This is a genomic window from Spirillospora sp. NPDC048911 (assembly GCF_043198015.1).
Lineage (GTDB): Bacteria > Actinomycetota > Actinomycetes > Streptosporangiales > Streptosporangiaceae > Spirillospora.
In genome coordinates, this window is the sequence record NZ_JBICUD010000011.1 from 98274 (window position 1) to 124346 (window position 26073).

At 70.5% G+C, this 26073-nt stretch carries 18 protein-coding genes; 7 read left to right on the forward strand and 11 right to left on the reverse strand.

Going from position 1 to position 26073, the window contains the following annotated elements:
• Positions 1 to 101: 101 nt before the first annotated feature.
• On the reverse strand, positions 102 to 1313 hold the full coding sequence (locus ACGFNU_RS39705; RefSeq protein WP_392601767.1) for a pyridoxal-phosphate dependent enzyme: 1212 nt from the start codon (positions 1311 to 1313) through the stop codon (positions 102 to 104).
• A 491-nt stretch (positions 1314 to 1804) separates the two neighbouring features.
• Between ACGFNU_RS39705 and ACGFNU_RS39710 the strand changes: the two genes are divergently transcribed.
• On the forward strand, positions 1805 to 3403 hold the full coding sequence (locus tag ACGFNU_RS39710) for a TROVE domain-containing protein (protein WP_392601768.1): 1599 nt from the start codon (positions 1805 to 1807) through the stop codon (positions 3401 to 3403).
• Between the two features lie 143 nt (positions 3404 to 3546).
• Here ACGFNU_RS39710 and ACGFNU_RS39715 read toward each other — a convergent pair whose 3' ends face one another.
• From ACGFNU_RS39715 to ACGFNU_RS39745, 7 genes are all read right to left on the reverse strand, one after another.
• Positions 3547 to 4341 (reverse strand): isocitrate lyase/phosphoenolpyruvate mutase family protein, encoded by a 795-nt coding sequence (locus ACGFNU_RS39715; RefSeq protein WP_392601769.1) that lies wholly within the window; start codon positions 4339 to 4341, stop codon positions 3547 to 3549.
• 30 nt (positions 4342 to 4371) lie between these two features.
• Positions 4372 to 4725, reverse strand: coding sequence for a hypothetical protein (locus tag ACGFNU_RS39720; RefSeq protein WP_392601770.1), 354 nt, complete (start codon positions 4723 to 4725; stop codon positions 4372 to 4374).
• 172 nt (positions 4726 to 4897) lie between these two features.
• Entirely contained in the window at positions 4898 to 7060 is a 2163-nt protein-coding gene (locus ACGFNU_RS39725; RefSeq protein WP_392601771.1) for a DUF3488 and transglutaminase-like domain-containing protein, read from the reverse strand.
• Complete coding sequence (locus ACGFNU_RS39730) at positions 7057 to 8190, reverse strand: DUF58 domain-containing protein (RefSeq protein WP_392601772.1); 1134 nt, start codon at positions 8188 to 8190, stop codon at positions 7057 to 7059. Before ACGFNU_RS39730 ends, ACGFNU_RS39725 begins: the two co-directional genes overlap by 4 nt.
• Positions 8190 to 9179, reverse strand: coding sequence for an AAA family ATPase (locus ACGFNU_RS39735; RefSeq protein ID WP_392601773.1), 990 nt, complete (start codon positions 9177 to 9179; stop codon positions 8190 to 8192). The genes ACGFNU_RS39730 and ACGFNU_RS39735 overlap by 1 nt, the downstream gene beginning before the upstream one ends.
• Before the next feature lie 46 nt (positions 9180 to 9225).
• Positions 9226 to 11568, reverse strand: a complete 2343-nt coding sequence (locus tag ACGFNU_RS39740) for a hypothetical protein (protein ID WP_392601774.1) — start codon at positions 11566 to 11568, stop codon at positions 9226 to 9228.
• A 312-nt stretch (positions 11569 to 11880) separates the two neighbouring features.
• Complete coding sequence (locus ACGFNU_RS39745; protein ID WP_392601775.1) at positions 11881 to 13458, reverse strand: CocE/NonD family hydrolase; 1578 nt, start codon at positions 13456 to 13458, stop codon at positions 11881 to 11883.
• A gap of 304 nt (positions 13459 to 13762) precedes the next feature.
• On the opposite strand from ACGFNU_RS39745, the gene ACGFNU_RS39750 reads away from it, so the two are divergent.
• Positions 13763 to 14506 (forward strand): M50 family metallopeptidase, encoded by a 744-nt coding sequence (locus ACGFNU_RS39750; protein ID WP_392601776.1) that lies wholly within the window; start codon positions 13763 to 13765, stop codon positions 14504 to 14506.
• A 382-nt stretch (positions 14507 to 14888) separates the two neighbouring features.
• On the opposite strand, the gene ACGFNU_RS39755 is transcribed toward ACGFNU_RS39750, so the two are convergent.
• From ACGFNU_RS39755 to ACGFNU_RS39765, 3 genes are read right to left on the reverse strand one after another with little or no spacing between them, the layout of a single operon-like run.
• Positions 14889 to 15998, reverse strand: a complete 1110-nt coding sequence (locus ACGFNU_RS39755) for a glycosyltransferase (protein WP_392601777.1) — start codon at positions 15996 to 15998, stop codon at positions 14889 to 14891.
• Positions 15995 to 16738, reverse strand: a complete 744-nt coding sequence (locus ACGFNU_RS39760; protein ID WP_392601778.1) for a DUF2334 domain-containing protein — start codon at positions 16736 to 16738, stop codon at positions 15995 to 15997. The genes ACGFNU_RS39755 and ACGFNU_RS39760 overlap by 4 nt, the downstream gene beginning before the upstream one ends.
• Positions 16735 to 18006: a glycosyltransferase family 4 protein gene (locus ACGFNU_RS39765; protein WP_392601779.1), complete on the reverse strand. Its 1272-nt coding sequence runs from the start codon at positions 18004 to 18006 to the stop codon at positions 16735 to 16737. Before ACGFNU_RS39765 ends, ACGFNU_RS39760 begins: the two co-directional genes overlap by 4 nt.
• A 283-nt stretch (positions 18007 to 18289) precedes the next feature.
• Between ACGFNU_RS39765 and ACGFNU_RS39770 the strand changes: the two genes are divergently transcribed.
• Genes ACGFNU_RS39770 through ACGFNU_RS39790 form a run of 5 tightly spaced genes read left to right on the forward strand, consistent with a single transcriptional unit; the run spans position 18290 to position 26067 of the window.
• Positions 18290 to 19594 (forward strand): SWIM zinc finger family protein, encoded by a 1305-nt coding sequence (locus tag ACGFNU_RS39770; RefSeq protein ID WP_392601780.1) that lies wholly within the window; start codon positions 18290 to 18292, stop codon positions 19592 to 19594.
• Complete coding sequence (locus ACGFNU_RS39775; RefSeq protein ID WP_392601781.1) at positions 19591 to 21330, forward strand: DUF5691 domain-containing protein; 1740 nt, start codon at positions 19591 to 19593, stop codon at positions 21328 to 21330. Before ACGFNU_RS39770 ends, ACGFNU_RS39775 begins: the two co-directional genes overlap by 4 nt.
• A gap of 23 nt (positions 21331 to 21353) precedes the next feature.
• Positions 21354 to 22436 carry an AAA family ATPase gene (locus tag ACGFNU_RS39780; protein WP_392602066.1) on the forward strand — a complete coding sequence of 361 codons (1083 nt, stop codon included), beginning with the start codon at positions 21354 to 21356 and terminating at the stop codon, positions 22434 to 22436.
• A 2-nt stretch (positions 22437 to 22438) separates the two neighbouring features.
• Entirely contained in the window at positions 22439 to 24889 is a 2451-nt protein-coding gene (locus tag ACGFNU_RS39785) for a DUF5682 family protein (RefSeq protein WP_392601782.1), read from the forward strand.
• Positions 24886 to 26067: a VWA domain-containing protein gene (locus ACGFNU_RS39790; protein WP_392601783.1), complete on the forward strand. Its 1182-nt coding sequence runs from the start codon at positions 24886 to 24888 to the stop codon at positions 26065 to 26067. The genes ACGFNU_RS39785 and ACGFNU_RS39790 overlap by 4 nt, the downstream gene beginning before the upstream one ends.
• Positions 26068 to 26073 lie beyond the last annotated feature (6 nt).

Sequence of the window (26073 nt, forward strand, 5' to 3'; positions counted from 1 at the left end):
TGTGCAGTCGGCCGCGTTGCACGACCCTGTGCTGACACCGTTCAGCTCCCCGCGCGGCAGCATCAGCAGCTAGCCGAGCTCGCCCGTCCTCTACTCGGACGTCATGCCAAGGCGTCCCTGTACACAGGCATCGTGATGTTGCGGCCGGACAGCACCATGACCAGGCGGCCCGAGATGTCGACCTTGCCTGCCAGCACAGCCGCGACCGCGCAGGCACCCGCTCCCTCGACGACCAGGCCGTGCTCAGCGAACAGCCAGCGCATGGCCGCCCGGATCTCCGCCTCGGTCACCGAGGTCAGCTCGGCATGCCGGAGCACCTCGGGCGTCACGCAGCCGGGTTCGAGGTTGCCCGCGAGGCCGTCGGCGATGGTCTCACCGACCTCCACTTCCACGATCTTTCCCGCGTCCACCGCCGAGGCGACGGCCCGCGACACGGCGGCCTCGACTCCGACCACCCGCACGTCACCGCGCTGCCGCGCCCACAAGGTGAGACCGGCACCGAGCCCTCCGCCGCCGATCGGCGCGACGACGGTCAGCGGCCCGTCGACCTGCGTGTCGAGCTCGCACCCGATCGTCCCCTGACCAGCGATGACATGCGGATCGTTGTACGGCGACACAAAGCGCCCGGGCAAGCTCAGCGCGTGCGCTTCGGCCTGGTCGTAGTCATCGCCGTGCTCCACCAGCCGCACCGGATACGACCGGAGCTTTGCGACCTTCGCCGCCGAGGCCCGGGTCGACACGACCACGGTCAGCTCCGCCCCCAGCCGCGACGCCGCGTACGCCATGGCAAGGCCGTGATTACCGGCGCTGGCGGTCACAGCGGGCTCCCCCGGCGTCAGCGTGGGCTCGCCTGGCGTCAGCGCGGCGATCGCTCCCCGGACCTTGAACGAGCCTGTCGGCTGGAAGGTCTCGAGTTTGAGCAGCCCAAGCTCGCTCGACACGACGGGAGTGGGCTCCAAGACCCCGCTCACATCGCGCCAAGCCCTTTCCAGATCCGCAACGTCCGGCACCCGGACAACACGCATGGCCACCTCCTGAATCATCATCCTCCGCCACCCGCCCAGCCGCGGCCGCGGCCACGCCGGCGTGGACGTCCTCCAGCGCGGGCCGATCATGCCGGGCCAGCCCACACAAACAAGATCGTCGAGGTCTGGCATGGAATGGTCGATAAATTCAGTTGAGCCCGTGATGAGCGGTGTGGTGTGCTCAATGTACCGAGAAAACACCGAACCTCCCGGTGTGCAGGCCACGGGATACTTCTTCTTCCAAAAGAAACACATCCTGCGGTCGTCTTCGATCTCGGGAGGCCACAACTTCAGAACGTGCCCGGTGCGTAGGCGAGGGTTACTTCGACCAGGGATCGAGAGGTTGCGGGTTCGAGTCCCGTCATCGGTTAACGGCCGGTGTAGCTCAATGGCAGAGCGCTTTGTGTCCTTCGCCGTCCTTGATCTCGGGCACGCTCTTTCGCACACAACTGAACACGCGTACCTCCCGGTGCGCAGGTGAACGGGTACTTCGAGGTTCGATTCCTTCAGCCGCTCGTGCGGCTGCCGCCCAATTGGCAGGGCACCCCGTGCACCGACTTGATCTCGGGAGGAGCATCTGTTTCGCGGATGCCCGGTGCGCAGGTGACGGATACTTCCTTGTTAATCCGCGGGTCGTGGGTTCGAGTCCCACCGCCGCCTCATGGCGGTGTAGCTCAGTCGGCAGAGCAGCGGACGTGTCGAGCCGTCACCGATTTCTGACCTCGGGCATTTCCACGAAGCACAAGGCTCCTCTACCGCATGAAAGGGGGCCTTTATCAATGGCGAAGTTCAACAGGACCAAGACCCGGGCCGCCACGTCGAGTCCGGTGAAGACCGAAGCGGTCGCGTCCGCCCGTACGCATGAGGGCGCACCCGGCTTCGCACGCGACACCAAGAGTGAACTCTTCCTGCTCGCGGTGACCAACATGGCCGGCGAGGGCACGTTCTACGAGAAGGCCGGCGACCGCGACGACCGCTACCGCGCCCTCGTCCACCGGGCCGCCGTGGACGACGGCGAATGGATGGCGGGCTTCCTCCCGTGGCTGCGCACTCAGGCCAACATGCGTTCGGCTCCGATCGTCGGCGCCCTCGAAGCGGTCCGGGCACGCCTGGACGCCGGGCTGCACGGCGGCAACCGCCGGCTGGTGTCGAGCGTGCTGGCGCGCGCCGACGAGCCGGGCGAGGCCCTCGCGTACTGGACGTCCACCTACGGCCGGGCGATCCCCAAGCCGGTCAAGCGCGGTGTCGCCGACGCCGTGCTGCGGCTGGGCACCGAGTTCAACTACCTCAAGTGGGGCAGCTCCGAGGCGCGCGGCTTCACGTTCGCCGACATCCTCAACCTCACCCACCCGGGTGACCGGAAGGGCAGCTCGCAGGGGGGCCGCTTCCAGGGGCCGTGGCAGCACGACCTGTTCGGATACGTAGTGAGGCGCCCCTACCAGGCCGACGTCTCGATCCCCGAGTCACTGGAGACGCTCACGCGCCGTAGCGCGCTGCTGTCGATGCCGGTCGGCGAGCGTCGCCGCGTCCTGGAAGACCCCGAGCTGCTGCGCCGCGCGGGCATCACCTGGGAGGCCCTGGCGGGCTGGCTCCAGGGGCCGATGGACGCCGCCGCGTGGGAGGCGATCATCCCCTCCATGGGGGTGTTCGCGCTCGTGCGCAACCTGCGCAACTTCGACCAGGCGGGCGTCAGCGACGAGGTCGCCGCCCAGGTCGCCGCGAAGATCTCCGACCCGGAAGTGATCGCGCGCTCGCGGATGTTCCCGTTCCGGTTCCTGGCCGCCTACAACGCCGTGCCGTCGCTGCGGTGGTCGTACACGCTGGAGAAGGCGCTGAACCACTCGCTGGCCAACGTGCCGGCGCTGCGCGGCCGGACGCTGATCCTGGTCGACCGGTCCGGCTCGATGTTCGGCCGGGTCTCGGACAAGTCGGGGCTGAACCGCGCCGACTCGGCCGCCATCTTCGGCGCCGCGCTGGCCATGCGCGCCGAGCGGGCCGACCTGATCGAGTTCGGCACCTCGCACCGCCCGGTCGACGTGCGCCGCGGCGAGTCGCTGCTCACCGTGCTCCGGCGGTTCTCCTCGATGGGCGGCACCAACACGGCCGAGGCGGTGCGCGCGAACTACCGCGCCCACGACCGCGTCGTGATCGTGACCGACGAGCAGGCCTGGGGCGGCCGCCACGGCGCCGACCCCACGGCCCAGGTATCTACCGGCATCCCGGTCTACACCTGGAACCTCGCGGGCTACAGCCACGGCCACGGCCCGTCCGGCTCCGGCAACCGGCACACGTTCGGCGGGCTGAACGACGCCGCGTTCAAGCTCATCCCGCTGCTGGAGGCGGGCCAGTCCGCAACCTGGCCCTGGCTGACCAGCTGAACGTTCCCGTCCGTCCGCCACAACGGACGGACGGGAACCAGCCGGCACCCGAACCACAGACTTCATGATCCACGGCAAGCCACAGCACGAGCAGCTCAACCCGCGGACCGTGCAGAGCGCGGGCTGTGCACGATGCGGGCGGTTTAGAACTTGACGATTTTGGGGGCCACTTCGGAGGCGTCGGCGAACTCTTCGTAGGTGCCGTCGCGGAGGAGGGTGGTCACGGCGCGGTGGGTGGCGGCGTAGGTGGCCAGGTGGAGGGCGGCGCCCAGGCTGATGCGGCGTACGCCCGCATCGGCGAGCCGGCGGACGTCCGGACCGCCGGGATCGGCCATCACGTTGATCGGGAGCGGTGACTCGGCGCTCAGGGAACGCAGCTCGTCCAGGTCGAGGAGCCCGGGAACGAACAGGCAGTCGGCACCTGCCTCGGCGTAGATCTTGGCGCGGGCGCGCACCTCTCCGGCGCGGGCGCCGGGCTCGACCGCACGGGAGAAGTAGACGTCCGTACGGGCGTTGATGACCAGGTCACGCCCGCCTGCCTCGCGCGCGGCCTGGAGACGTGCGGCCTGCTCCTCGGGAGTGTGGAGAGGTTCCTTGAACGAGCGCGAATCTTCCAGATTGATGCCGGCGGCGCCCACGGCGACGACCTGGCGGACGGTCTCGGCCACGTCCGCGGGACTCTCTCCATAGCCGTTCTCGATGTCGGCGCTGACCGGTATGTCGACGGCGGCGACGATTCGCGCGATGGCTTCGACCATCTCCTCGCGGCTGAGCCGGTGGCCGTCCGGACTGCCCAGCGACCAGGCGATCCCCGCGCTGGTGGTGCCGACGGCGGCCGCGCCGGCCTGGGCGATGGCGACGGCGCTGGCCACATCCCACGCGTTCGGCAGGACGAGAAGCCCGTCGTGGAGCGAACGCAACTGCTGGGCCTTGGACATGGGTCCCCCTGGGTCGTTGATCTCGTGACCCTACCGAGCGGGTCCGACATTCCCCGTGGCGGCGCGGAGCGACCCGAAGAGCCGGTCGGCGTGCTCCTTGAAGACGCGGTCCATGATCGAAAGGCGCGCGACGTAGAAGCCCTCGTCGCTCCTCAGCTTCGCCGTGACATCGAGCCCTTTGGAGGAGACGGCGAGGTGCAGCGGGAACCGTTTCCTGCCCGGCGCCAGGTAGCCCCCGAGCAGACGGAACGCCAGCCGAGACCCGAAGCGCGCCTCAACGCTCTCGCCCGCGCGCGTGATGTCCTTCCAGCCCTGTTCCTTGAGGCTGGCCTCGATCGCATCCAACGCGCCGTCCCCGGCGTTCCAGCTCTGGATGGCCTCCATCACCCGAACCTACGCCCGGCGTAATCCCACGCCAATGACAATCCAGTAGCCCCAATCGGCCGGTTCCTGCCCGAACCAAACGAGAGTTGGCGGCGTCCGGCATCGGCCGGTCCCTGGAAGTGAAGGCCCGGGGCGATCGGGTGGTGGTTGGTGAATGCATGGATTCCGGTTGTCAGCGTGAGCGGAGGGAGCGGGGGTGGAGGCGGCGGTAGAGCCTTGTCACTCGGCCCGCCTTGGCGGTGACGAGGCGGCCTACCTGGTCGCTGTGCTCCCAGGCTGTGGCGGCGGCCCGGGGGTCCTGGGGGCCGTTCGAGAAGCGGCTGCGGTTGACGAGGTCGGCCAGAGGGCGGAGGTGGGCGAGGGCGGTCTCGCCCAGGCTCTTCGCTCCGAAATGGGCCACTTCGTGGGCGGTGAGAGTGCGGGCGGTGGCCAGCCCCACGTCGTTCAGGTGCTCCAGCGCTTGGTGCCAGGCGCCCGCGATCTGGGCGGGCGGGGGGCCTGAGCGGCGGCGGCGCTTGCGCAGGGCCGGCATGAGCAGGACGGCGAAGAGGTAGGCGAGGAGCAGCAGGACAATGCCGGCGACGGGGAGTGTCCAGAGTGGGATCCCCGCGTCTTTGGCGGCGTTCGGTTTTGCGGGCGGAGCCGTTGGGACTTTGCCCGGGCCAGAGCCGCGGTTTTGGTTGATGGCGTTCTGCTGGGCTTGTGCCAGTCCCTTTTGGGTCTCGCCTGCGGCCACTGTGTTGCCCTTGGAACGTCTGGCCTGCTCAGGGATCGGGTCGAACTGAACCCAGCCGTAGCCTTCGAGTTTCACCTCGGGCCACACCATCACGTCACCGGAACGTATCAAGCGTTCGTCACCGGTCAGAGTGCCGCCGCTGAAGCCCACCTTGACGCGGGTGGGGAGGCCGATCGTTCTGCCTAGCAGGGCGTAGGCGGTGGCGAAGTGCTCGGGTGTGCCCCTCTTGGCCTCGCCAAGGAAGTAGTCGAGCTGCCGATAGCTATGACCTGGCGGCGCACTGATGTCGTACTTGGCGTACTTCTTGAGGAACTCGGCGAGCATGCCTGCTTGCTGGCCAGGTGAAGTTGCGCCGTCCGTGGCTCGTTTGGCCAGGGCACGGAACTCTGCGATCTGGACGGGTGCTCTGGTCGCGCCTGGTCCGTTGGGGAGCGCAAGTGCGGCCTGTGCCTCGGCGTCCTGGGCAACGTCCGCGCCACCGAAGTCGGCGTCCTTCCACGTCCGCACTCTGGCGTCGATCCGGTAGCTCTGCCCAGGCTTGAGTGGCTGTGCCGCCGCCATGATTCCGCTGTCGGGGTCGACGACCACGCCTAGGCCGCTCTGGGGTTTGATCTGGCGGGGACGGTCTGCCGCAGGCAGCCACAGACCCGGCATGTCCTTGACGGTGATCTGCTGGGTCACCGAGTAGCGTTCCCCCGGCTCCGGGTCGGCGGGGACCCGGCTCCCGGTGGGCGTGAACTTGGCCGTGGACGTCCAGGTCACCCCGTCGAACCTGTCCAGGACGGCCAGCCGCAGATCTTCTGCCTTCCCCCCGCGGACGGTGAAGAGGAACTGGTTGCCGTTGTGCAGCCAGCCGCCGACGCGGTCGAGGGGGCTGACGCTGTCGCGCTGCTGCGGCGGGGGCGCGGCCACCTGCTCGCGCGGGTTGTACGGCTCGGCGCTGACCGGCACGTACGGGCCGGACAGGAACGCCAGCCCGCCGAGAGCCGCGGCGACGGGCAGGCCGAGCAGGATCGGCCGCCAGTTCGCCCCCTCGCCGGAACGGACGAGGATCAGCACGGCGATCAGGACCACGGTCGCGGCGACGAGCCCGAGGTTGGAGCCGGGGCCGTCCACCCCCAGCAGCAGCGCGATGCCGAAGACCCCGAACGCGGGCAGGCACGGCGCGGCCCGCAGCGACGTCCGGAGGGCCAGCTCGGCGGAAGCGAACGCGGCCAGCCACACCACCACGTGCACGAGGACGAGGAATTCGGGCTTGGCCGGGGCGGGCAGCAGCGTCGTCAGGATCGACTTCCACGAGCTGAGGACACCCGATCGGAGCGTTTGCGGGAGAGTCCCGTCACCCAGCGCGGACCGCAGTGTCACCACGGTGACCGTGCCGACCGATGCGAGGACGGTGAGGACCAGCGAAATCCACAGCGGCCAGGGGCGATCCGACTTCGGGCCCGCGAGGAGCGCCGACAGGATCGTCGGGACCGCCGTGGCGACCACGACGACCGGCACGATCGGGCCGAAGCCGAAGATCCGGTGGAATGCCAGCCCGGCGACGATGGTGAGGCAGGCGGTCACGATGAGGGAGAGGTGGCGCCGGAGCTTCATCGGCCCCTCCCCAGCCGCTGCCAGCCGTTCGCCAGCTCCGCCAGGTCAGCGAAGTCGATCAGGTGGACGCCGGGCGCCGCGACGGCGGACTCCTCCGGCCGGACCCGCAGGACCACGATCCGGTCGAAGCGGCTCCGCACCGCCGCGATCCGGCTCAGGTCGGCCGTCCCCGAGGTCACCACGATGAGCGAGCCGCCCGGCCGGACGCGGCGGACGGCGTCGAGGACCGGCTGCGCGCCGTCCGCGGGCATCACCTTGGTGAGCTGGTCGAGCACCACCTCGGCGTCGTCCGGGCCGCCGCGGGTGTCGGCGACCGGACCGCCGCCCGCCAGGATCCGGACCGGGAAGTTGGCCCGGCAGGCGCCCACCGCCACCGACGCGGCGGCGTCGACGGCCAGCTCGAAGTCGTCCGGGTCGCCCCAGGCCTCCGGCAGCGCCTCGATCACGAGCGTCGTCGTCGGCAGGCTGGCGTCCACGAGTTGCCGGACCATGAGCGTGCCCGTACGCGCCGACGACTTCCAGTGGATGTGCCGCATCTCGTCGCCGATGACGTACTCGCGGAGGGCATGGAACGTCGTCGTGCCCGCAGGCGACTTGTCGCTGGTCGGACCTTCGAGGTGATAGGCCCGTCCAGAGGGAAGTAGCCCGAGCTGAACAGTCTTGGGCCGTACGAGCAGAGTCTGTGGCGTGCCGTACTCGCGTACGCGTCGGGCCAGGTTCAGAGGGTCGGCCCGCACTAGGCGCAGCGGGCCCACCGCGATCTCGCCACGCCGGTCCGTCGGCAGCCGGTAGGTGACGGTGCGCGTGCCCTTCGACCGCAGCCGCGGAATGTCGACGCTCACGTCGGTGGCCCCGGCCGCGTCCAGACCCGTGAGCCCGCTGCGTATGCCCCGCCCCGCGTTCGTCACATGCAGGACGCCCACGGCGGGCTCGCCCCGTCCGACCTTCAGCGGCGCGATCTCACGCCGCACCTCCAGCTTGGGCTGCGGCAACGTCCACACCACCGCGCCGCCCACCGCGAGCAGCCCGGCCAGGGCCAGCATCGCCGGCTCGGGATAGCCCAGCCACCAGCCCGCCCCGTACAGCACGATCGAGGCCGCCGCGGTCCCCCACCCCAGCGGAGTCGGCATCAGACGGCCGCGGCCTGCGGTGTCGGCACGTTCGCGAGCACCTCACCGACGATGTCGGCGCCGGTACGGCCGCGCAGCTCGGCCTCCGGCGTCACGATCAGGCGGTGCGCGATCACCGGGACGGCCAGCGCCTTGACGTCCTCGGGCACGATGAACGACCGGCCCGCCGCCGCCGCCCGCACCCGCGCCGCCTTCAGCAGCGCCAGGCTCGCCCGCGGGCTCGCGCCCAGCCGCAGCTCCGGGTGCTCCCGCGTCGACGCCACGACCCGCACCACGTAGTCGTAGAGCGGCGCCGCCACATGCAGCCGCGTCGCGAACTCGATCATCCGCCCGGCGTCCTCACGGCCCGCGATCGGCGGCATCGTGTCGAGCATCGCCCCCGTCGGCGCGCCCGCGAGCACCGCCACCTCCGACTGGTGGTCGGGATATCCCATGGAGATCCGCATCAGGAACCGGTCGAGCTGCGCCTCCGGCAGCGGGTACGTGCCGTCCATGTCCACCGGGTTCTGCGTGGCGATGACCATGAACGGGCGCGGCACCGGATGCGGCGTGCCCTCCACCGTCACCCGGCGCTCCTCCATGACCTCCAGCAGCGCCGACTGCGTCTTGGGCGACCCCCGGTTGATCTCGTCCGCCACCACCAGGTTCGCGAAGATCGGCCCTGGATGGAACTCGAACGTGTTCTTGCCCTGGTTGAAGATCGACACCCCGGTGATGTCGCTCGGAAGCAGGTCGGGAGTGAACTGGATCCGCGCCCACCGCGCCTCCACCGACGCCGAGATCGCCCGCGCCAGCGTGGTCTTGCCCACCCCCGGCACGTCCTCGACCAGCAGGTGCCCCTCCGCCAGCAGGCAGATCAGCGCCAGCTCCACCTTGTCGCGCTTGCCCCGGATGACCCGCTCGATGTTCCCCGCCAGCGCCGCGAACATCTGCGCGAACCGCCCCGCCAGCGCCTCCCCGTCAACAACACCGTTCTGCTTCTCGGTCACCGGTCCTGCTCCCTACCACTCGCTTCTAACCAGGCGGTCGCGATGCTCATGAGGCGCACTCGAACATCGCCCCGCCAGGCTCACGCGGCCCTTCCATCAGCGTCACGCTGAGATAGCCGATCCCGCCGTTCCACTCGATCCGGTTCCACCAGGCGCTCGTCTCGCCGGTCTCGGATTCGGTGACGCTTTCACCGCGTATCTGGCAGATCACGGTGAGCGATCTGTACTCGCCCTTGGGAATCGACCCGATCTGCCCGTCCTTCTTCGGCTGAGACCGGATCAGCGTGTTGGTCTGGTTGTTGGCCTTGTTCTGATACGCCCGCCGCTGATAGCTGAGGTCGGCAACGGCGGTGATGGGTCCGCTGTCACCCGCGCCGTTCACCGCCTTGAGGGTGTAGGTGTGCTGCTGGTTGTTCACCAGGTTGGTGATGGTCGTTGATGTCCCGTTGACCGGACCGGGCGCGTTCGGGCCCTCCACGACGTATTTGAAGTCGTGGCCGGACGCGGCGCTCCAGCTCAAGCTCGCACCATGGTTGACGCCGCTGGCGGTGAAGCTGGTCGGTTTGGTCGGCGCATCACACGGACGCGCCTCGACGAGCTCCTCCGAAGGCGCGGACCCTGACCCTCCGTTCTGCACATAGCGGGCGATTACACGGAATTTGTACTGCAGCGAGCAATCCAGACCTGTGGGCCTGAACTCGAAAGGTCCGCTCCGTTTCACTGGCTGGACGTTCTGGACCGGTCGGCTCGCCTCGTCGGCCAGGACGTACTCCCTGACGGCCGCCGGGTTGTCACCTTGCTGGAAGGTGACGGTGACCGAGCCGTCGTTGTTGCCACGGGCCTGGAGATTCTTGGGGGCAGCAGGCTCCTTGCAGGCCGACGTCGAGTCCTGTCCCGGTCTGGCAGTACGAGGTTGCCCCGACTTGGGATCCTTGTATTTCGCAGCGACCCGGAAGACATAGGGACGGCCGCATTCAAGGCCAGTGACGGTGAAGCGGCCACCGCCCTGGCTGTCAGGCGCCATGGGCGGATCTGCGTTCGGCCAAGGCCGGTTCTTCTCGTTCAGGAGCACGTAGCCAGTGGGCACGATCCGGTTGCGCCACGAAGGCCTGAAGGTCACTGTGACGGTCTGCTTGTCGCCGGTGGCGTCCACGGTCGGCGGGCCTGGGGGGTCGTTGGGCTTGGGCTTGGTTTTGGGGGTGCCTGGGCGGCCGGGGCGGTTGCCGCCTTGGTCGCCGTTGCCACCGGGGTTGCCGCCTCTGTCGCCGCCCGCTCCCTGGGAGGGGATGGGGCGGCGGACGCCGCCGGGGACCTTGTCGGTGTACTTCTGGATGTTGTGACGCCGGCCGTTCTGGTCGACGGAGACGGCCTTGTCGCCGCTCGGGTCGTTCGCCCAGAGCATGCCGTCCTTGACGAAGACGTCGAGGGGGCCGGGCTTGCCGGACACGACGATCGTCTGCTCGAAGCGGCCGGTGGTGGAGTTGTAGACGATGAGGGCGCCGGCGGTCTCGTCCGGGATGAAGATCTTGGGGCCGAGGACCTGGGGGGCGCCGAAGGTGTGGCGCTGGGGCAGGCGGAGGCCCGCCGAGGTGAGGCGTCCCGTTCCGGTGTCGAGCAGGACGAGGGCGCCGCCGCGGCCGAGGATCGGCAGGGTCTGGCCTTCGACCTTGGCCGGGATCCTGGGACGGTCGCGGACGGAGGTGAGCAGCGCGACCTTGCGGACGCCGTCGGGGCCGACGATCGCGGCGTTGCCGGAGGTCGTGTCGAGCACGGTGGGGACGCCCGCCACCATCGACAGCTGGAGCTGGGCGCCGGGCTGCGCCACCTGCACCGGCCGGCCCTGGACGCCGTTCTGGAACGGGACCAGCCGGCCGGTCTGCTCGGTGGGGACCCAGAACGTGCCGCGGTCGTCGAGCCCGCCGGGCCGGATCGGCGGGGTGAGCGTTGTGGCGCGGCCGACCGGGGCCAGGGTGACCGGGTCGATCTGCTGGACGAGGCCCCTGACCGGGTCGAGGGTGTAGGCGACGCCGCCGGAGGCGACGATCTGGAGGCCGATGCCGAAGCGCTGGCTCTGGGTGACCTTGAGCTGGGACGGGTCGATGCGGCTGACGACGCCCGTCGTCTCGTTCACCAGGAGGACGGTGTTACCATCCTGAATGATCTTGATCCGGTGGTTGGGGGCCGCCTGGATCTGGGTCTTGCCGTCGACCTTGCCGAGCAGTCCGTTGGCGTGAACGATCATGCCCTTGCCGGTGGCGGTCAGCCAGGCGCCGACGTCGGACAGCTTGTAGCGCGAGCTGGCCATACCGACGCCGTAGACGAGCGCGGACACGATCAGTACGCCGACAAGGCCGATCGCCACCTGCCCGGTCACCCGGTCACGTCGCAACAGTCTCCCCAGCCCCATCGATAGCCGCCCCAGCCCCATCGATAGTCTCGCAAGGACCGCCGATCGACCGGGGGATCTCACCCCGCTCAAACCCCGTCACCCTCCTGTCGCGCCGAGCGCATTCCGTTCTGACCTGGACGAAGCGTCACTTTTAGCGCGAAGTGCACCTTATTGCGTGCGGACCCCACAACATAACGGGGCAGGACCCCGATTCGCCTCACGAACGGTAAGAGTGGCCGGATCGGGCGCCCGTTCCGGTGACTCAGCTCACATCGGCAACATGCCTGGTCACGGCATGTGACAGGAGGACGCTCAGCCGAGCGGCAGCGTCACCGTGGACGGGGCCTGAACGGTGACCGTCGCGCCCGGCACGGTGGCGTCGCCGTAGAGCGGGTCCTTGGTGTCGACGACCAGCATGAGCCGGTGCCCCGCCGGAACGTCGAACGACGTCGCCTGGAGATGGATCGGGACCTTGACCGCCCTGCCGGGGGCGGCGCGGAGCAGGGAGTACGCCTCGTTCGTGATCAGCCGGCCGTTGCCCTGCGCGTCCACGTCGTACAGGTACGAAACTAGGGTCGCTGTACGGGCGGACGGGGTGACGGTGAGATCCAGCTCGGGTGCGCCCCGCAGTCTCTTGGGCATCTTGAACGGCGCTGTGGACCAGACACCGGCGGCTTTGCGGGAGACCAACCGTGTCTGGATCTGATTGGGAATCCCGAAGGTCTGCAGGCCCGCGCTGACGATGACCATGCCCGCGTTCGCCCCGCTGTCCTGGCCGGAACGCAACTTTTTGGCCCATCGAGGGGGTGTGGTGGCGGCAGGGGTTAGCGTGCCTTCGCCCTTTGGAGATGGGGCCGTGAGGGTGAGTTGCTCGCTCCGGCCAGTGAAATCGGCGACGTCGCGGTAGGTCTCGACCTTGCGGTTCCAGTGGACCTCGGCGGCGATGGGCGGCTCGCGGTCGATGCCGTTGTCCCGGCCGCGCAGGTAGTGGTCGAACCAGCGGAGCGCGTCGTTCCACGTCCGGCTGTCCACACCCAGGACGCCCGTCACGTGCGCCATCGCGTGGTCGCCGATCGACAGGTCGAGGCGTTTGGGGCCGGTCAGGCGGTCGAAATGCGCCAGCACCTGGTTGGGCCCGAAGAGCGTCTCGCCGTACGAGTTGGAGATGAAGACCGGCACCCTGCGCGCGTTGAGCCGAGCCCGGTAGGTGCCGGGCGAACGGACCCTGCCCCACTCGATCAGCTTGGGAACGTTCCGATTGGCGGCGAAGTCTTCGAGGATCGTCCGTGTCGACGGGCTGAACCGCCCGAGCACGAGCCCTGAGCCGGCGAGCAGGGAGAAAGCGCCCATGTGGCGGGTCTCGTTCGCGTACAGCGACTCCACGAGATCGCCCCAGGTGTCCATCGCGACCACGGCGGCCACCCGCTTGTCGTGCGCGGCGATGAGCTGGCTGAAGCCCGAGCCGTAGGAGATTCCGGCGAGGCCGATCTTGGAGCGGTCCACCGGAGTGTGGGCGATGAGCCAGTCGATCGCCTTGGAGCCGTCGGCCACGTCGTTCGGCCCGGCCACATCGATGCCGCCGCCGGAGTTGAAGAACCCCCGCGCGGTGTAGCTCAGGACGATGTAGCCCTTCTCGGCGAACTTCGCCGCCTGCGCGATGTACTCGTGGTCCTCCAGTGCCCAACTGGAGATGAACACCACGGCCGGATGAGGACCAGGCGTTCGCGGCACGAACACGTTCCCGTCGAGGGTGATGCCGCCGGCGCCAGGGATGCTGATCTCCCGGTAGTCGTACGCGGCCTTCGGGGCCTGCGCGGCGACACGCGCGAGGGCGGGCGGGGCCGTGACCAGCGCACCCCCGGCCGTCGTTCCGGCGAGGACGATCGCCATGGCCGCTCTCCGACGACTCGACATTGAACGCTCCCGACCAGCCGCTGGTCCGAAACCCGCACTCCGGGCCGTCGATGACCAGGAAGTGGTTACTGAAAAGTAGAACGGCGTTCAGTCTGGCAGGGCGCGATCACCGCTGTCATGGTGACGTCCGTCACTGGACTCTCCGTCCAACAAGGGGGCCGGTGGTCAGCTTCGGCAGAGTTCCTGCTGGCTTCGGCAAGGCGTTACCGAACGGAACTGAACGCGGCACTTATCCCGAACGTCCTAACCTTGGGACGCCGAACGACAACCCGGGGTGGACGTGGAACAAGTAAGCATCGCCGAGCTGTGGCACCGAGTGACCAGCACGCAAGAGACCCCGCCGTGGTGGCTGGTCATCCTGGTGGGTCTCGTCGCCCTCGGCGCGGTCGCCCACGGCCCCACCTGGCGCGTCGCGCGCAACGTGGTGACCATCGCGCACGAGGGCGGGCACGCGCTGATCGCCCTGGTCACGGGCCGCAAGCTGGACGGCATCAAGCTCCATTCCGACACCTCGGGCGTCACCGTCTCGCGCGGCAAGCCGCACGGCCCCGGGATGGTCTTCACCGCCATGGCGGGCTATCTCACGCCGCCGCTGCTCGGCCTGCTCTTCGCGGCGCTGCTCGCCGGCGGCCGCATCACCCTGATGTTGTGGTTCTCGCTGCTGCTGCTCGGCGGCATGCTCGTGATGATCCGCAACGCCTACGGGGTGCTCTCCATCCTCGCCGTCGGCGCGATCATCTTCGGCGTCTCGTGGCTGGGAGGCGACAGGACCCAGGCCGGATTCGCCTACCTGGCCGCCTGGTTCCTGCTGTTCGCCGCCGCCCGTCCCGTCATCGAGCTCCAGCGCATGCGCGCGCGCCGCATGGCCCCCACGTCGGACGCCGACCAGCTGGCCCACCTGACGGGCGTTCCAGGCCTGGCCTGGGTCAGCCTCTTCGGCATCGTCGCCCTCGTGGCCCTCGGCACCGGCGGCATGCTCCTTGCCCCCGACACCGCTTCACTCCCCCAGCCTCCCGGCTTCTAGGCCCGCCCTTCTGAACCTTGGCACTCTGGCCTTTGTCTCCCCGGGGCATGGTTGCGTCTGGGGACAGGAAGTGGGTCGGCACCACCACGGGCAGATCTCGCCCTTGGCCAGGGGCGATGAGCTGGCCGAAATCACGCCCTGCGGCAAGCCATTGCTTCCACTCGGCGTCGTCGAGTGGAGCATCCCAGGGGTGTACGAGCATGACTTCACGGTATCCAGGGGCCGGAAGCGGTCATAGCCCTGGGCTCCTCCGTAGATCGAGCACACGATGACACATGGCCCAGAAGAAGCTCGATCGCGCCAAGTATCACCGCAAGCGCAAAGCCCGGCTTCGTAAGACCCACAGGCGTTCCCGGCCCACGGTGGGCAAAGGTCGAGGCCGCTAGGAGACCCCCTCAGCGAGGACGTCGAGCATGCCGGTGACGGTGGCGTCCCAGGGGTAACTCTCGGCACGGACTCTGGCGGCCTTACGACGGCGCTCGGCGGGCAGCCGGAGGAGCTGCTGCACACCGTCGGCGATGGCTTCCGCGTTCGGCGGCACCGCCACACCCGCGCCCGGGACCAGCAGTTCGTACGCGGCTCCTCGATCGGCCGCGACGACGGGCGTACCGCAGGCCAGCGCCTCTAGCACCGCCAGGCCGAACGACTCGACCGGGCAGGGGGCGAGGGCCACGTCCGCGTTGGCGAGCAGCCGGGCGATGTCAGCGCGTCCAGGTACGTGGCCGTGGAAGCGGACGGGCAAGGCTTCGCGCTGCGCGAATCCACGAAGTGTGCTGGACAGCGGACCGTCGCCCACCACGTCCAGATGCACGGGAACACCGCGCCGGTGGAGCTCCGCCGTGGCTTTGAGTGCGAGATCCGGCCGCTTCTCTGTTGAAAGCCGTCCAAGGTGAACGAGGCGTACAGGACTTGCGGGGCTTGCGGTGGCCAGCAGCGGAGGGGTGGCGGGCTGGAAGGTATGAAGATCCACGCCCAGGGGAACCCGGCGGAGGACAGGGGCTTCTACCCGGGCGAACTCGGCGGCGGCAAAGGCCGAGGTGACCACTACCGCGTCGAACGTCGCGGCCAGGCGGCGGTTCCAGCGGTCTGCGACGGCCTCTAGCGGCACCCAGCCAGGTGTACGCGGCGCAAGGATCGCGTCCAGTCGTTCATGGGAGAACAACACCGTTCGCACGCCACGGCGACGTCCCCAGCGTGCCGCCACGGTCAGGGTCGCCTTGTCCGAGACTTCGATGACGTCCGGCCGCAATCGTCCTAGGACGCGCAGCACCGGGCGAGGATCGAGAACGAAACGGTAGCCGGGCGCCACCGATGGGCCTGGAACGGTGATGACGAGCCCGGCCTCGGTATGTCTGCGCGTGTACGTGGGGCCCGGGATGACGAGGGCCCGCTGATGTCCCGCCTCCACGTATCCCCTGCCGAGCCGGTCCACAGCTGTGCGGAGCCCACCTGAGACAGGGCTGTAGAGGTTCGCCAGCTGTACGACTCTCACTCCGTCACCAGCGTCTCGTACGTTGCCGGCCTGCCGCCCGAGGCCATCGCCTGGTCGATGGCCACGAGTGCGGCGCGGCGAAGACCTGGCCTGGCGAGATCCGCCGGATGCAGGGCGATGCGGAACGGCCTACGTGCGCGGGCCAACGTTCGGGATGCCTCCACCATCACGTGAGCGCCCGTCCGTTCACCGAAACCGCCAGGCCGATGCGAGAGTGCAGGCATACGGAGGGTCGGTCCATCCGGTAGCCGATGCACTGCCAGATGGCTCGTCCAGTAGGCGAACCCGAGAGCCGCCAGAGCACGCCGGGTCCCTGGAGAAGCCAGCCAACCGGGCGGAGTGAAGCCGACGACGCCGATGTCCGCGTCCGCGAGCACTTCCAGCCCTGCCCTAAGCCGTTCACGTGCCTGCTCTTCGGACAGGGACCAGAACTCACCGGCCCCACGGGCCACCAACTGGTTCACGTGCCGACGCCAGCGTGGACCTCCTGGCACGCCCTCGTGCAGGAAGCCGTGCAACGAGAGCTCGTGGCCCCGTCCCACGGCCTTGTGAACGAACGACACCAGATCGGGCGCGCCCGCCAGCCCCGGGCCCCCGCCGAACGGCCCGGGGATGATGAGCAGGGTCGCCGGTACGCCTCGTTCATCGAGATCGGCCAGCCACTGGGCCACCGGCTCCGCGGTGCTCGCGGCCACATCGTGCACCGACACCACGAACGTGAACCCGGCAGGCCCGCTCACGCGGCGTTCTCCGCCCGCTCGCGCTCGGTAACCTCGGCGGCTCCGGCAACCTCGGCGCCACCGGCAACTTCGGTGGCTCCGGCAACCTCGGCGCCTCCGGCGACCCGCTCGCGCTCGGCCGTTGCGGCGGTGAGCTCCTGGTAGTGCCCGATCAACTCGTCGCACACCGCCGCCCAGCCGCGGCCCCGCACGGATTCCACGGCGCGGGCGGCCATGCGGTGACGCAGCGCCGGATCGGCCACCAGCGTGTTCACGGCCGCGCGCATCTCGGCGGCGTCGTCCGGCGCGTACAGCAGGCCGTTGGAGCCGGGCCGGACGAGGTCCAGCGGGCCGCCCGCCGCCGGCGCCACCACGGGGACGCCCGAGGCCAGTGCCTCCTGGATGGCCTGGCAGAACGTCTCGTCCGCGCCCGTGTGGACGAAGACGTCAAGCGACGCGATGAGCTCCGACAGCTCGGTGCCGGTGCGGAAACCCGTGAAAACGGCCTCGGGCATCTGGCGTCTCAGCCGTTCCTCCTCCGGCCCGTCCCCGACCACGACGAGACGCGCTCCGGGGATTCCGACGAGCCGGGTGAGCATCCGGGGGCGTTTCTCAGCCGCGAGCCTCCCCACGTACCCGACGAGCACCTCGCCTCGGGGCGCCAGGCGGGCGCGCAGGTCAGCCGATCGGTGGTCAGGGTTGAAACGGCGCCGATCGACCCCGCGTCCCCATAGCGCCAGCCTGGGGACACCACGTTGCTCCAGCTCAGCCAGTACGGGAGTGGACGGGGCGAGCGTGCGGTCGGTACGTCCATGGAGGCGGCGTAGCCACCACCAGATGACTGGGCTAGTGCCACGGAAGCCGTATCGCCGAGCGAAACCGGCGATATCTGTCTGGAACACAGCGACGGACGGCACTCCGGCTCTGCGCGCGGCAGCGGCACCCGATGTGCCCAGTACCAGCGGCGACGCCAGGTGCACGACGTCGGGCTCGAACTCCGCGAGCACCGACGTCACCCGGCGCGTGGGCAACCCGAGGACGAATGAGGGATAGAAGGGCAGGGCGACGCCGCGAACGTACGTCACCGGGGCTCCGGCATAGCAATCCGGACCCGGCCCAGCGGAACCCACGACGTTCCGGGGCCCCCGGCCGGGTGCGATGACGAGGGCCTCGTGGCCCAGAGCGTCGAGGCGTTCGAGAACACGGCAGACCGAGTTGGTGACCCCGTTCACCTGGGGCAGGAACGACTCGGTCACGATGGCGACCTTCACGGCCGAGAGAGTGTCCATGCCGGCCGACGTTCCGGTCGCGTCCGGACGCCGATTGGGGAAACTCCGCGCGAACGGAAGCCGTGGGGAGCCCGGATGGCCCGGACAGGCGGAAGCGGACGGCTTCCGTCAATCCGCCGTTCATCTGATCATCCTCTCGTGCCGGCGCGGCACCTCCGGCTCGCCTGCCGGCGGATCACCTTTTGCGCCGGCGGCCCCTTCCGCGCCGGAGTCAAGAGGACCGGAAAACCGGCGGGCGAGAAAAGGCGGGTGAATGTCGGACCCGGCCGATAGTTTCGACAATGTGAGCGATCGATGGGGTCGGGAGCAGGTGCTCGGCCTGGCGCCGGACCCGGCGTCGGCCAAGGCCGCCGTCGGCGTGGCCAGACCGGTCAAATGGAGCAATACAGGCAGTGACGGGGAGGCGGTGTGGGGCGAGTGTCAGGGCAGCGGTAAAAGTGTCTATCGGGCATGCGCCGATCTGACCGAGCCCGCATTCCGGTGTTCCTGCCCGAGCCGCAAATTCCCGTGCAAGCACGCACTCGGGCTGTTGCTGTTGTGGAGCGACGGAACGGTCGACGCTGGGCCCCGTCCCGGCTGGGCCGCCGAATGGCTCCACGGACGGCGCGAGCGTGCCGAGAAGGCGGCCGAGCGCAAGGCGGCCCCGGGTGCCGAGGCCAAGACCAAGGATCCCAAGACCGCCGAACGGAGGGAACGCCGCGTCGACGATGGCCTGGCCGACCTCGACCAGTGGCTGCGCGACCAGGTGACGCATGGGCTCGCCCAGGCCGAGAACGCCCCGTACCGCATGTGGGACGACGTCGCGCGGCGCCTGGTCGACGCGCAGGCGAGCGCGCTGGCAGGCCAGGTCCGCGGCCTGGCCGCCGTACCGCGGGAGCCAGGCTGGCCCGACCGTCTGCTGGAGGAGTACGCGTTGATGCGTCTGCTCGTACGGGCGCATCAGCGGCGTGACCAGTTGCCCCGGGAGTTGCGTGACACCGTGCGCTCGCGTGTCGGATTCACGCTCACGCAGGACGAGGTGCTGGCCCAGGGCGAGCGTGTCCGCGACCGGTGGTACGTGGCGGGCGCGCGCGACTCCGAGCAAGACCGGCTGACCACGCGCCGGGTGTGGTTGCGCGGCCGTGAGAGCGGGCGGCCCGCGCTGGTGTTGTCGTTCGGAGTGCCAGGGCGGCCTCTGGACGTGTCACTGATGGTCGGCACAGAGGTAGAGGCCGAGTTGGCGTTCTATCCGGGCGCCCAGCCGCTGCGTGCCCTGGTGGCCGAACGCCTCGGCACGACCGCCGCGGAGCCCCCGGACGGGACGTCCGTACGCGAGTTCCTGGCCGAGCACGCGGCGGCGCTCGCCCGCGACCCGTGGCTGGCCCGCTGGCCCGCGATGCTCGGTTCCGTCCGCCTGGCCCGGTCGGGCAACGCCGGCCTGCATGTCGTCGACGCCGACGGCGACTCGCTCCCGCTCCGGCCGACCGATCCGTGGCGCCTGCTGGCCGTCTCAGGCGGCGCCCCGTTCACGTTCGCCGGAGAATGGACCCCACGCGGACTGCGCCCGCTGTCTGCCTGGCACGAAGACGAGGGGGTCGTGATCCTGTGAGCACCTGGAACGACCACGTCACCGCCGCCCTCCTCGGCACCCAACGCCGCCCCGCCCCGCCCGTGCCGGCTTCTGACGAGCCCGCGCCGCGGCCCACGGAGCAACCCGAGGGCCAGAGTGGCGAGCGGTTCGCGGACGAGGCGGGGCGGTTGCTCGACCAGGCCGCGCTGTTGACCGTCCAGCGACGCGCGGGCCTGCAACCAGGGCAGGTCAGGCTGAGCCAGGCTGGGGCGGGCCACCCTGCGGCAGGCCAGATCGGAGTTGACCTCGCTGAGGCGAGACAGCCTGCGGCGGGGCAGGCGGGGGTGGTGGACGGGCCTGCGTTGATCGCGCCTGCGCCGGCCGAGGACGTCCCGGCGGCGTCCGAAGTGGCGGCGGGACGGCTGGCACGCATCTTGCGGGGTGAGCAGATCAGGGTGCTGCCCGAGTGGCTCGAGGCTGCCGCGGCCAACGGGCTCCGTGTGCCCGCGCGGTTGCTGCCCGAGCTGCTGGAAAAGGGGCGCAGCGACCGGATGCTGCGGCCCGCGATCGTCCGGGCTGCCGGACGTCGCGGTGTGTGGCTGGCCCTGCAGAACACCGACTGGGCCTACCTCGTCGGGGCGGGCGACGATCCTGGCGGCGGCCCCGACGTCTGGGAGACCGGCACCCGCAACCAGCGGGTCGCCCACCTGATCCGTCTCCGCGGCAACGATCCGGCGGCGGCGCGAGAGGCTCTGCGTGAGACATGGGCCAAGGAGCCCGCGCCAGACCGGGCCGCGTTCCTCGCCACGTTCGAACATGGCCTGTCTGCGGACGACGAGGATTTCCTGGAAGAGGCTCTGGAAGACCGTGGCAAAGACGTCCGGCAGCTCGCCTCCGATCTGCTGGCGTGGCTGCCCGGTTCGGCGTACGGGCAGCGGATGGCTGTGCGAGCCCGTCAATGCGTCCGGCCCGAGGTCCGTACCGTGCGGGCGCGCAAGCAGACCTGGGTCGTCGTCGAGGCGCCGCACTCGCACGACGAAGACATGGCGCGTGACGGCGTGCCGTTCCATCCCACCGGCTCGTTCGCCCCGGCGGGCAAGGCGGGCGGCCCCGTCGGCGCCCGCGCCGGGTGGCTCCGCGAGATCCTCGCCCGTACGCCGCTGACCACCTGGACCGAGCTGTTCGGGCTCCCGCCGATGGAGATCGTCTGCCTGCCCATCGCCGACGCGATCGACAGCGACGCGCGCGGCGCCCGTGACGTGCACATCGGCTGGGCGCGCGCCGCGCTGCGCCAGCGCGACGCCGAATGGGCCCGTGCGCTGCTGAAGGGCGGGGTGGTCGTCGACGAGCCGGAGGCGCTCGCCGATCTCCTGGCGATCCTGCCGGCAACCGAACGCGACGCCGCGGCGGCCGGGCTGATCCGGTGGGTGGAGGGCAACCCCGACCTGCTGCGCGTCCTCGAACGCATCCCGGGCCCCTGGGCGGGTGAGCTCGCCGACGCCGTCGTCGCGACACTGGCGAGCGCCGCCGAACGTTCGTCACAGCGGTACGAGCACACCCTCACCCAGCTGTGCCGGCTCGCCGACCAGCGCCTCGTCCCCGAGGCCGGCCCGCGCCTGGACGCGCTCGCGCAACGCCTCGCCACCGAAGCCGGCGTCACCGCGGGCACCGCCGCGCGCGTCGTCGGCTCGGGTACGGTCGCGACCCGCGCCCTGCACGAACTGACCGAGACTCTGCGCTTCCGCCACGAGATGCTGAAGGAGCTTTCCGCGTGACATCGGATCGGGTGACATCGGATATCGACGCCACCGTGCTCAGGCCGCACGCCGAGCAGGAGTACGCCGGTGAGCTGGCCCGCCTGGCCGAGCACGACGACCGGCCGCGCCCGCCCGGCTGGCGGTTGTCGCCGTGGGCGGTCACCACGTACCTCCTCGGCGGGGCGTTGCCGGACGGCTCGGCGATCAGCCCGAAGTACATCGGCCCGCGGCGGCTGATGGAGGTCGCCGTGGCGACGCTGGCGACCGACCGGGCGCTGCTGCTGCTCGGCGTTCCCGGCACGGCCAAGACGTGGGTGTCCGAGCACCTGGCCGCCGCCGTCAGCGGCGACTCGACGCTGCTGGTACAGGGCACGGCGGGCACGGCCGAGGAGGCGGTCCGGTACGGGTGGAACTACGCGCGCCTCCTCGCCGAGGGCCCCTCCGAGCGGGCCCTGGTCGAGAGCCCGCTGATGAGGGCGATGCGCACCGGCGCCGTCGCCCGCATCGAAGAGCTCACCCGCATGCCCAGCGACGTCCAGGACACGCTCATCACCATCCTGTCCGAGAAGACCCTTCCCGTGCCCGAGCTCAACACCGAGGTCCAGGCGCGCAAGGGCTTCACGGTCATCGCCACGGCCAACGACCGTGACCGCGGGGTCAACGAGCTGTCCAGCGCGCTGCGCCGCCGGTTCAACACGGTGGTGCTGCCGCTGCCCGACACGGTGGACGAGGAGGTCGACATCGTCGCCCGCCGCGTCGACCAGCTCGGCACCGCGCTCGAACTGCCCGACGCCCCGGCCGGGCTGGAGGAGATCCGCCGCGTCGTGACCGTCTTCCGCGAGCTGCGCGGCGGGCTCACCGGCGACGGCCGCACCAAGCTCAAGTCCCCGTCCGGCACGCTCAGCACCGCCGAGGCGATCTCCGTGATCACCAGCGGGCTGGCGCTGGCGGCGCACTTCGGCGACGGCGTGCTGCGCGCCGCCGACGTCGCGGGCGGCATCGTGGGCGCCGTCGTCCAGGACCCGGTCTCCGACCGCGTCGTCTGGCAGGAATACCTGGAGACCGTCGTGCGCGAGCGCCCCGAGTGGCTCGACTTCTACCGCGCCTGCCGGGAGGTCTCCTGACCATGGCCGCACAGGTCGAGGTGTACGGGATCCGGCATCACGGCCCCGGCTCGGCGCGGGCGGTCCGGCGGGCCCTGGAGGAGTTCAAGCCCGACGCGATCCTCATCGAGGGCCCGCCGGAGGCCGACCCGCTCATCGAGCTGGCCGGCGACGCCGACATGGTCCCGCCGGTGGCGCTGCTGGCCTACGCCCCGGGCAAGGCCCCCGTGGACGACTCGGCCGAGGGCTCCGACCGCCGGGCCGCCTTCTGGCCGTTCGCGGAGTTCAGCCCCGAATGGCAGGCGATCCGCCACGCCCTGACCACCGGCGTCCTGGTCCGTTTCTGCGACCTGCCCGCCGCCCACCAGCTCGTCCCCACTCCCGAGCCGCCCCCGCCCGCCGAATCAGCCGGTCCGCCCCACACCAACGAGCCACCGGACTCCCCCGAACGACCCGAAGCGCCGCCTTCCGACACGACACCTTCCGACACGACGCCGCCTCACAGCACGCCCACCGGCGCCGGTGGTCCGGGCGATGACGCCTTGGGCAGTCCAGAGTTGTCGGCTGAGCAGCGGATCCGGCTCGATCCGCTCGGGTGGCTGGCCAAGGCGGCCGGGTACGACGACGCTGAGCGGTGGTGGGACGACGTCGTCGAGCATCGGGACGAGGGGCCCTCGCCGTTCCCCGCCATCGCCGAGGCGATGGCCGAGCTGCGCGAGCAGCTGGCGGCGTTGCCCGAGCCCGAGGTGGCGAGTGCATTGCCGCCCGGTTACCTGCGGCGCGAGGAGCAGCGCGAGGCGCACATGCGGCGGACGTTGCGACGCACGCTCAAGGAGGGGTACGAGCGGGTCGCGGTGGTGTGCGGCGCGTGGCATGTTCCGGCGTTGCAGGCGAAGGTCGCCGCGTCCAAGGACGAACAGACGCTGCGAGGGCTGCCCAAGGCCAAGGTAGCGATGACCTGGGTGCCGTGGACGCATGGCAGGCTGGCCAACCGTTCGGGTTACGGGGCGGGCGTCCGATCGCCTGGCTGGTACCACCATCTGTTCGCGGCGCCGGACCGGCCGATCGAGCGGTGGCTGACCGACGCGGCGCGGGTGCTGCGCGAGGAGGACCTGCACGTCTCGTCCGCCCATGTCATCGAGGCGGTACGGCTCGCGGAGGCCCTCGCGGCGTTGCGCGGCCGTCCGCTGGCTGGGCTCGACGAGGTCACCGAGGCGACGCGGGCGGTGCTGTGCGAGGGCGCTGATCTGCCGGTCGAGCTGATCCAGCGCAAGATGGTCGTGGGTGAACGGCTCGGCGCCGTTCCCGAGCGGACCCCCATGGTGCCGCTGCAGCGTGACCTGCAGGCCGAGCAGCGGCGCCTGCGGCTGAAGCCGTCCGCGCTCGACAAGGAGCAGGATCTCGACCTGCGCAAGCCCACCGATCTGGAACGCAGCCACCTGCTCCACAGGTTGCGTTTGCTGAACGTGGATTGGGGTGTGCCCGCCGAGGGCAGCGGCAGGTCGTCCAAGGGCACGTTCCGTGAGACGTGGACGCTCATGTGGCGGCCAGAGTTCGACGTCGAGCTCATTGAGGCGAGCGCGTGGGGCACCACCGTGCACGGCGCCGCGTCCGGCCGTGCGGAGGCGATGGCCGCGCAGGCGGAGACGCTGGCCGAGCTCACCTCGGTCGCCGAGCGCTGCCTGCTGGCCGACCTGGGCGACGCGCTGCCGAAGGTGATGCGGTCGCTGGCCGACCGGGCGGCCGTCGACACCGATGTCGCGCATCTGATGTCCGCGCTGCCTTCGCTCGTGCGCGCGTTGCGGTACGGCGATGTGCGTGGCACCGGCACAGGTCCGCTGCAGTCGGTCGTCGACACTTTGGTGGTCCGCGTCTGCGTGGGGCTGCCACCCGCCGTCGCGGGGCTGGACGACGGCGCCGCCCGCGAGCTGCTCGGCCATGTCGACTCCGTTCACGGCGGGCTGGCCCTGCTCGGCAGCGCCGAGCACAGTGATCGCTGGCGCCGCACCCTGCGGGGCCTGGTCGACCGTCATGACCTGCACGGCCTGCTCGAAGGCCGCCTCACCCGGCTGCTCCAGGACGCCGGTCTCCTGCACGACGTGCCCGATCGCATGGCGCGAGCCGTCTCGGTCGGCACCCCGCCAGAGCGGGCGGCCTCGTGGGTCGAGGGATTCCTGTCGGGCGGCGGGCTGATCCTCGTGCATGACGAGGAGCTGCTGCGCCTGGTCGACGGGTGGATCGCGGATCTCGGCAGCGACTCGTTCACCGACGTCCTGCCGCTGCTGCGCCGCACGTTCGGCGCGTACGCCATCGCGGAACGCCGCGCGATCGGCGACCGGGTGCGCCGCCTCGGCACCGCGCCCGCGCACGGCCGCCGCGGCCCGGACGGCGAAGACGACGCTCTCGACCTCGAACGCGCCGCGCCCGCCGTGGCGACGGCCCTGCGGATCCTCGGCTGGGAGGCCCACACGTGAACGGCGAGACCCGCTCCGCCGAGGAACGGCTCAAGCGCTGGCGGCTCGTGCTCGGCGGCGAAGGCGGCGCCGACGGCACCGGCGTCGCACTGGAGGGCGACGAGGCGCGGATGGACGCGGCGCTGGAGAAGCTCTACGGCACCGGCGGACGCGACGAGGCACGCGCCAAGTCGGGCCGCCGAAGCGCGGGCCTCGGCGACTCAGCGCCGTCGGTGGCGCGCTGGCTCGGCGACATCCGCGCCTACTTCCCGTCGACCGTGGTCCAGGTGATGCAGAAGGACGCGATCGAACGCCTCAACCTCACCCGGCTCCTCCTCGAACCCGAGATGCTCGACGCCGTCGAACCCGACGTCCACCTGGTCGGCACGCTCCTGTCGCTCAACCAGGTCATGCCCGACCGGGCCCGCGAATCGGCCCGGACCGTCGTCCGCAAGGTCGTGCGGGACCTGGAGAAACGCCTCGCCGAGCGCACCCGCTCGGCGATCGGCGGCGCCCTCGACCGGTCGGCGCGCGTCCTGCGCCCGCGCCGGCTGGCCGACGTCGACTGGGAACGCACGATCCGCGTCAACCTGCGCCACTACCTGCCGGACCACCGCACCCTGGTGCCGGAACGGCTCGTCGGGTACGGGCGGCGCCGGCAGGCCGTCAAGCGCGACGTCGTCCTGTGCATCGACCAGAGCGGCTCGATGGCCGCGTCGGTGGTGTACGCGAGCGTGTTCGGAGCGGTGCTCGCCTCGATGCGCTCGCTGCGCACCTCCCTGGTCGTCTTCGACACCGCCGTCGTCGACCTGACCGACCAGCTGCACGACCCGGTCGAGCTGCTCTTCGGCACCCAGCTGGGCGGCGGCACCGACATCAACCGCGCCATCGCGTACTGCCAGGGCCTGATCACCCGGCCGAACGACAACATCTTCGTGCTGATCAGCGATCTGTACGAGGGCGGCGTGCGGGCCGAGATGCTCCAGCGCGTCGCCGCCCTGACCGCCGCCGGAGTCCAGGTGATCGTGCTCCTCGCCCTCTCCGACGAGGGCGCCCCGTCCTACGATCACGAGAACGCCGCCGCCCTGGCCGCCCTGGGGGTCCCCGCGTTCGCCTGCACGCCCGACGCGTTCCCCGACCTGATGGCCGCCGCCGTCGAACGCCGTGACCTCAAGGAGTGGTCCGAACGCAACCTGTGAAGGGCG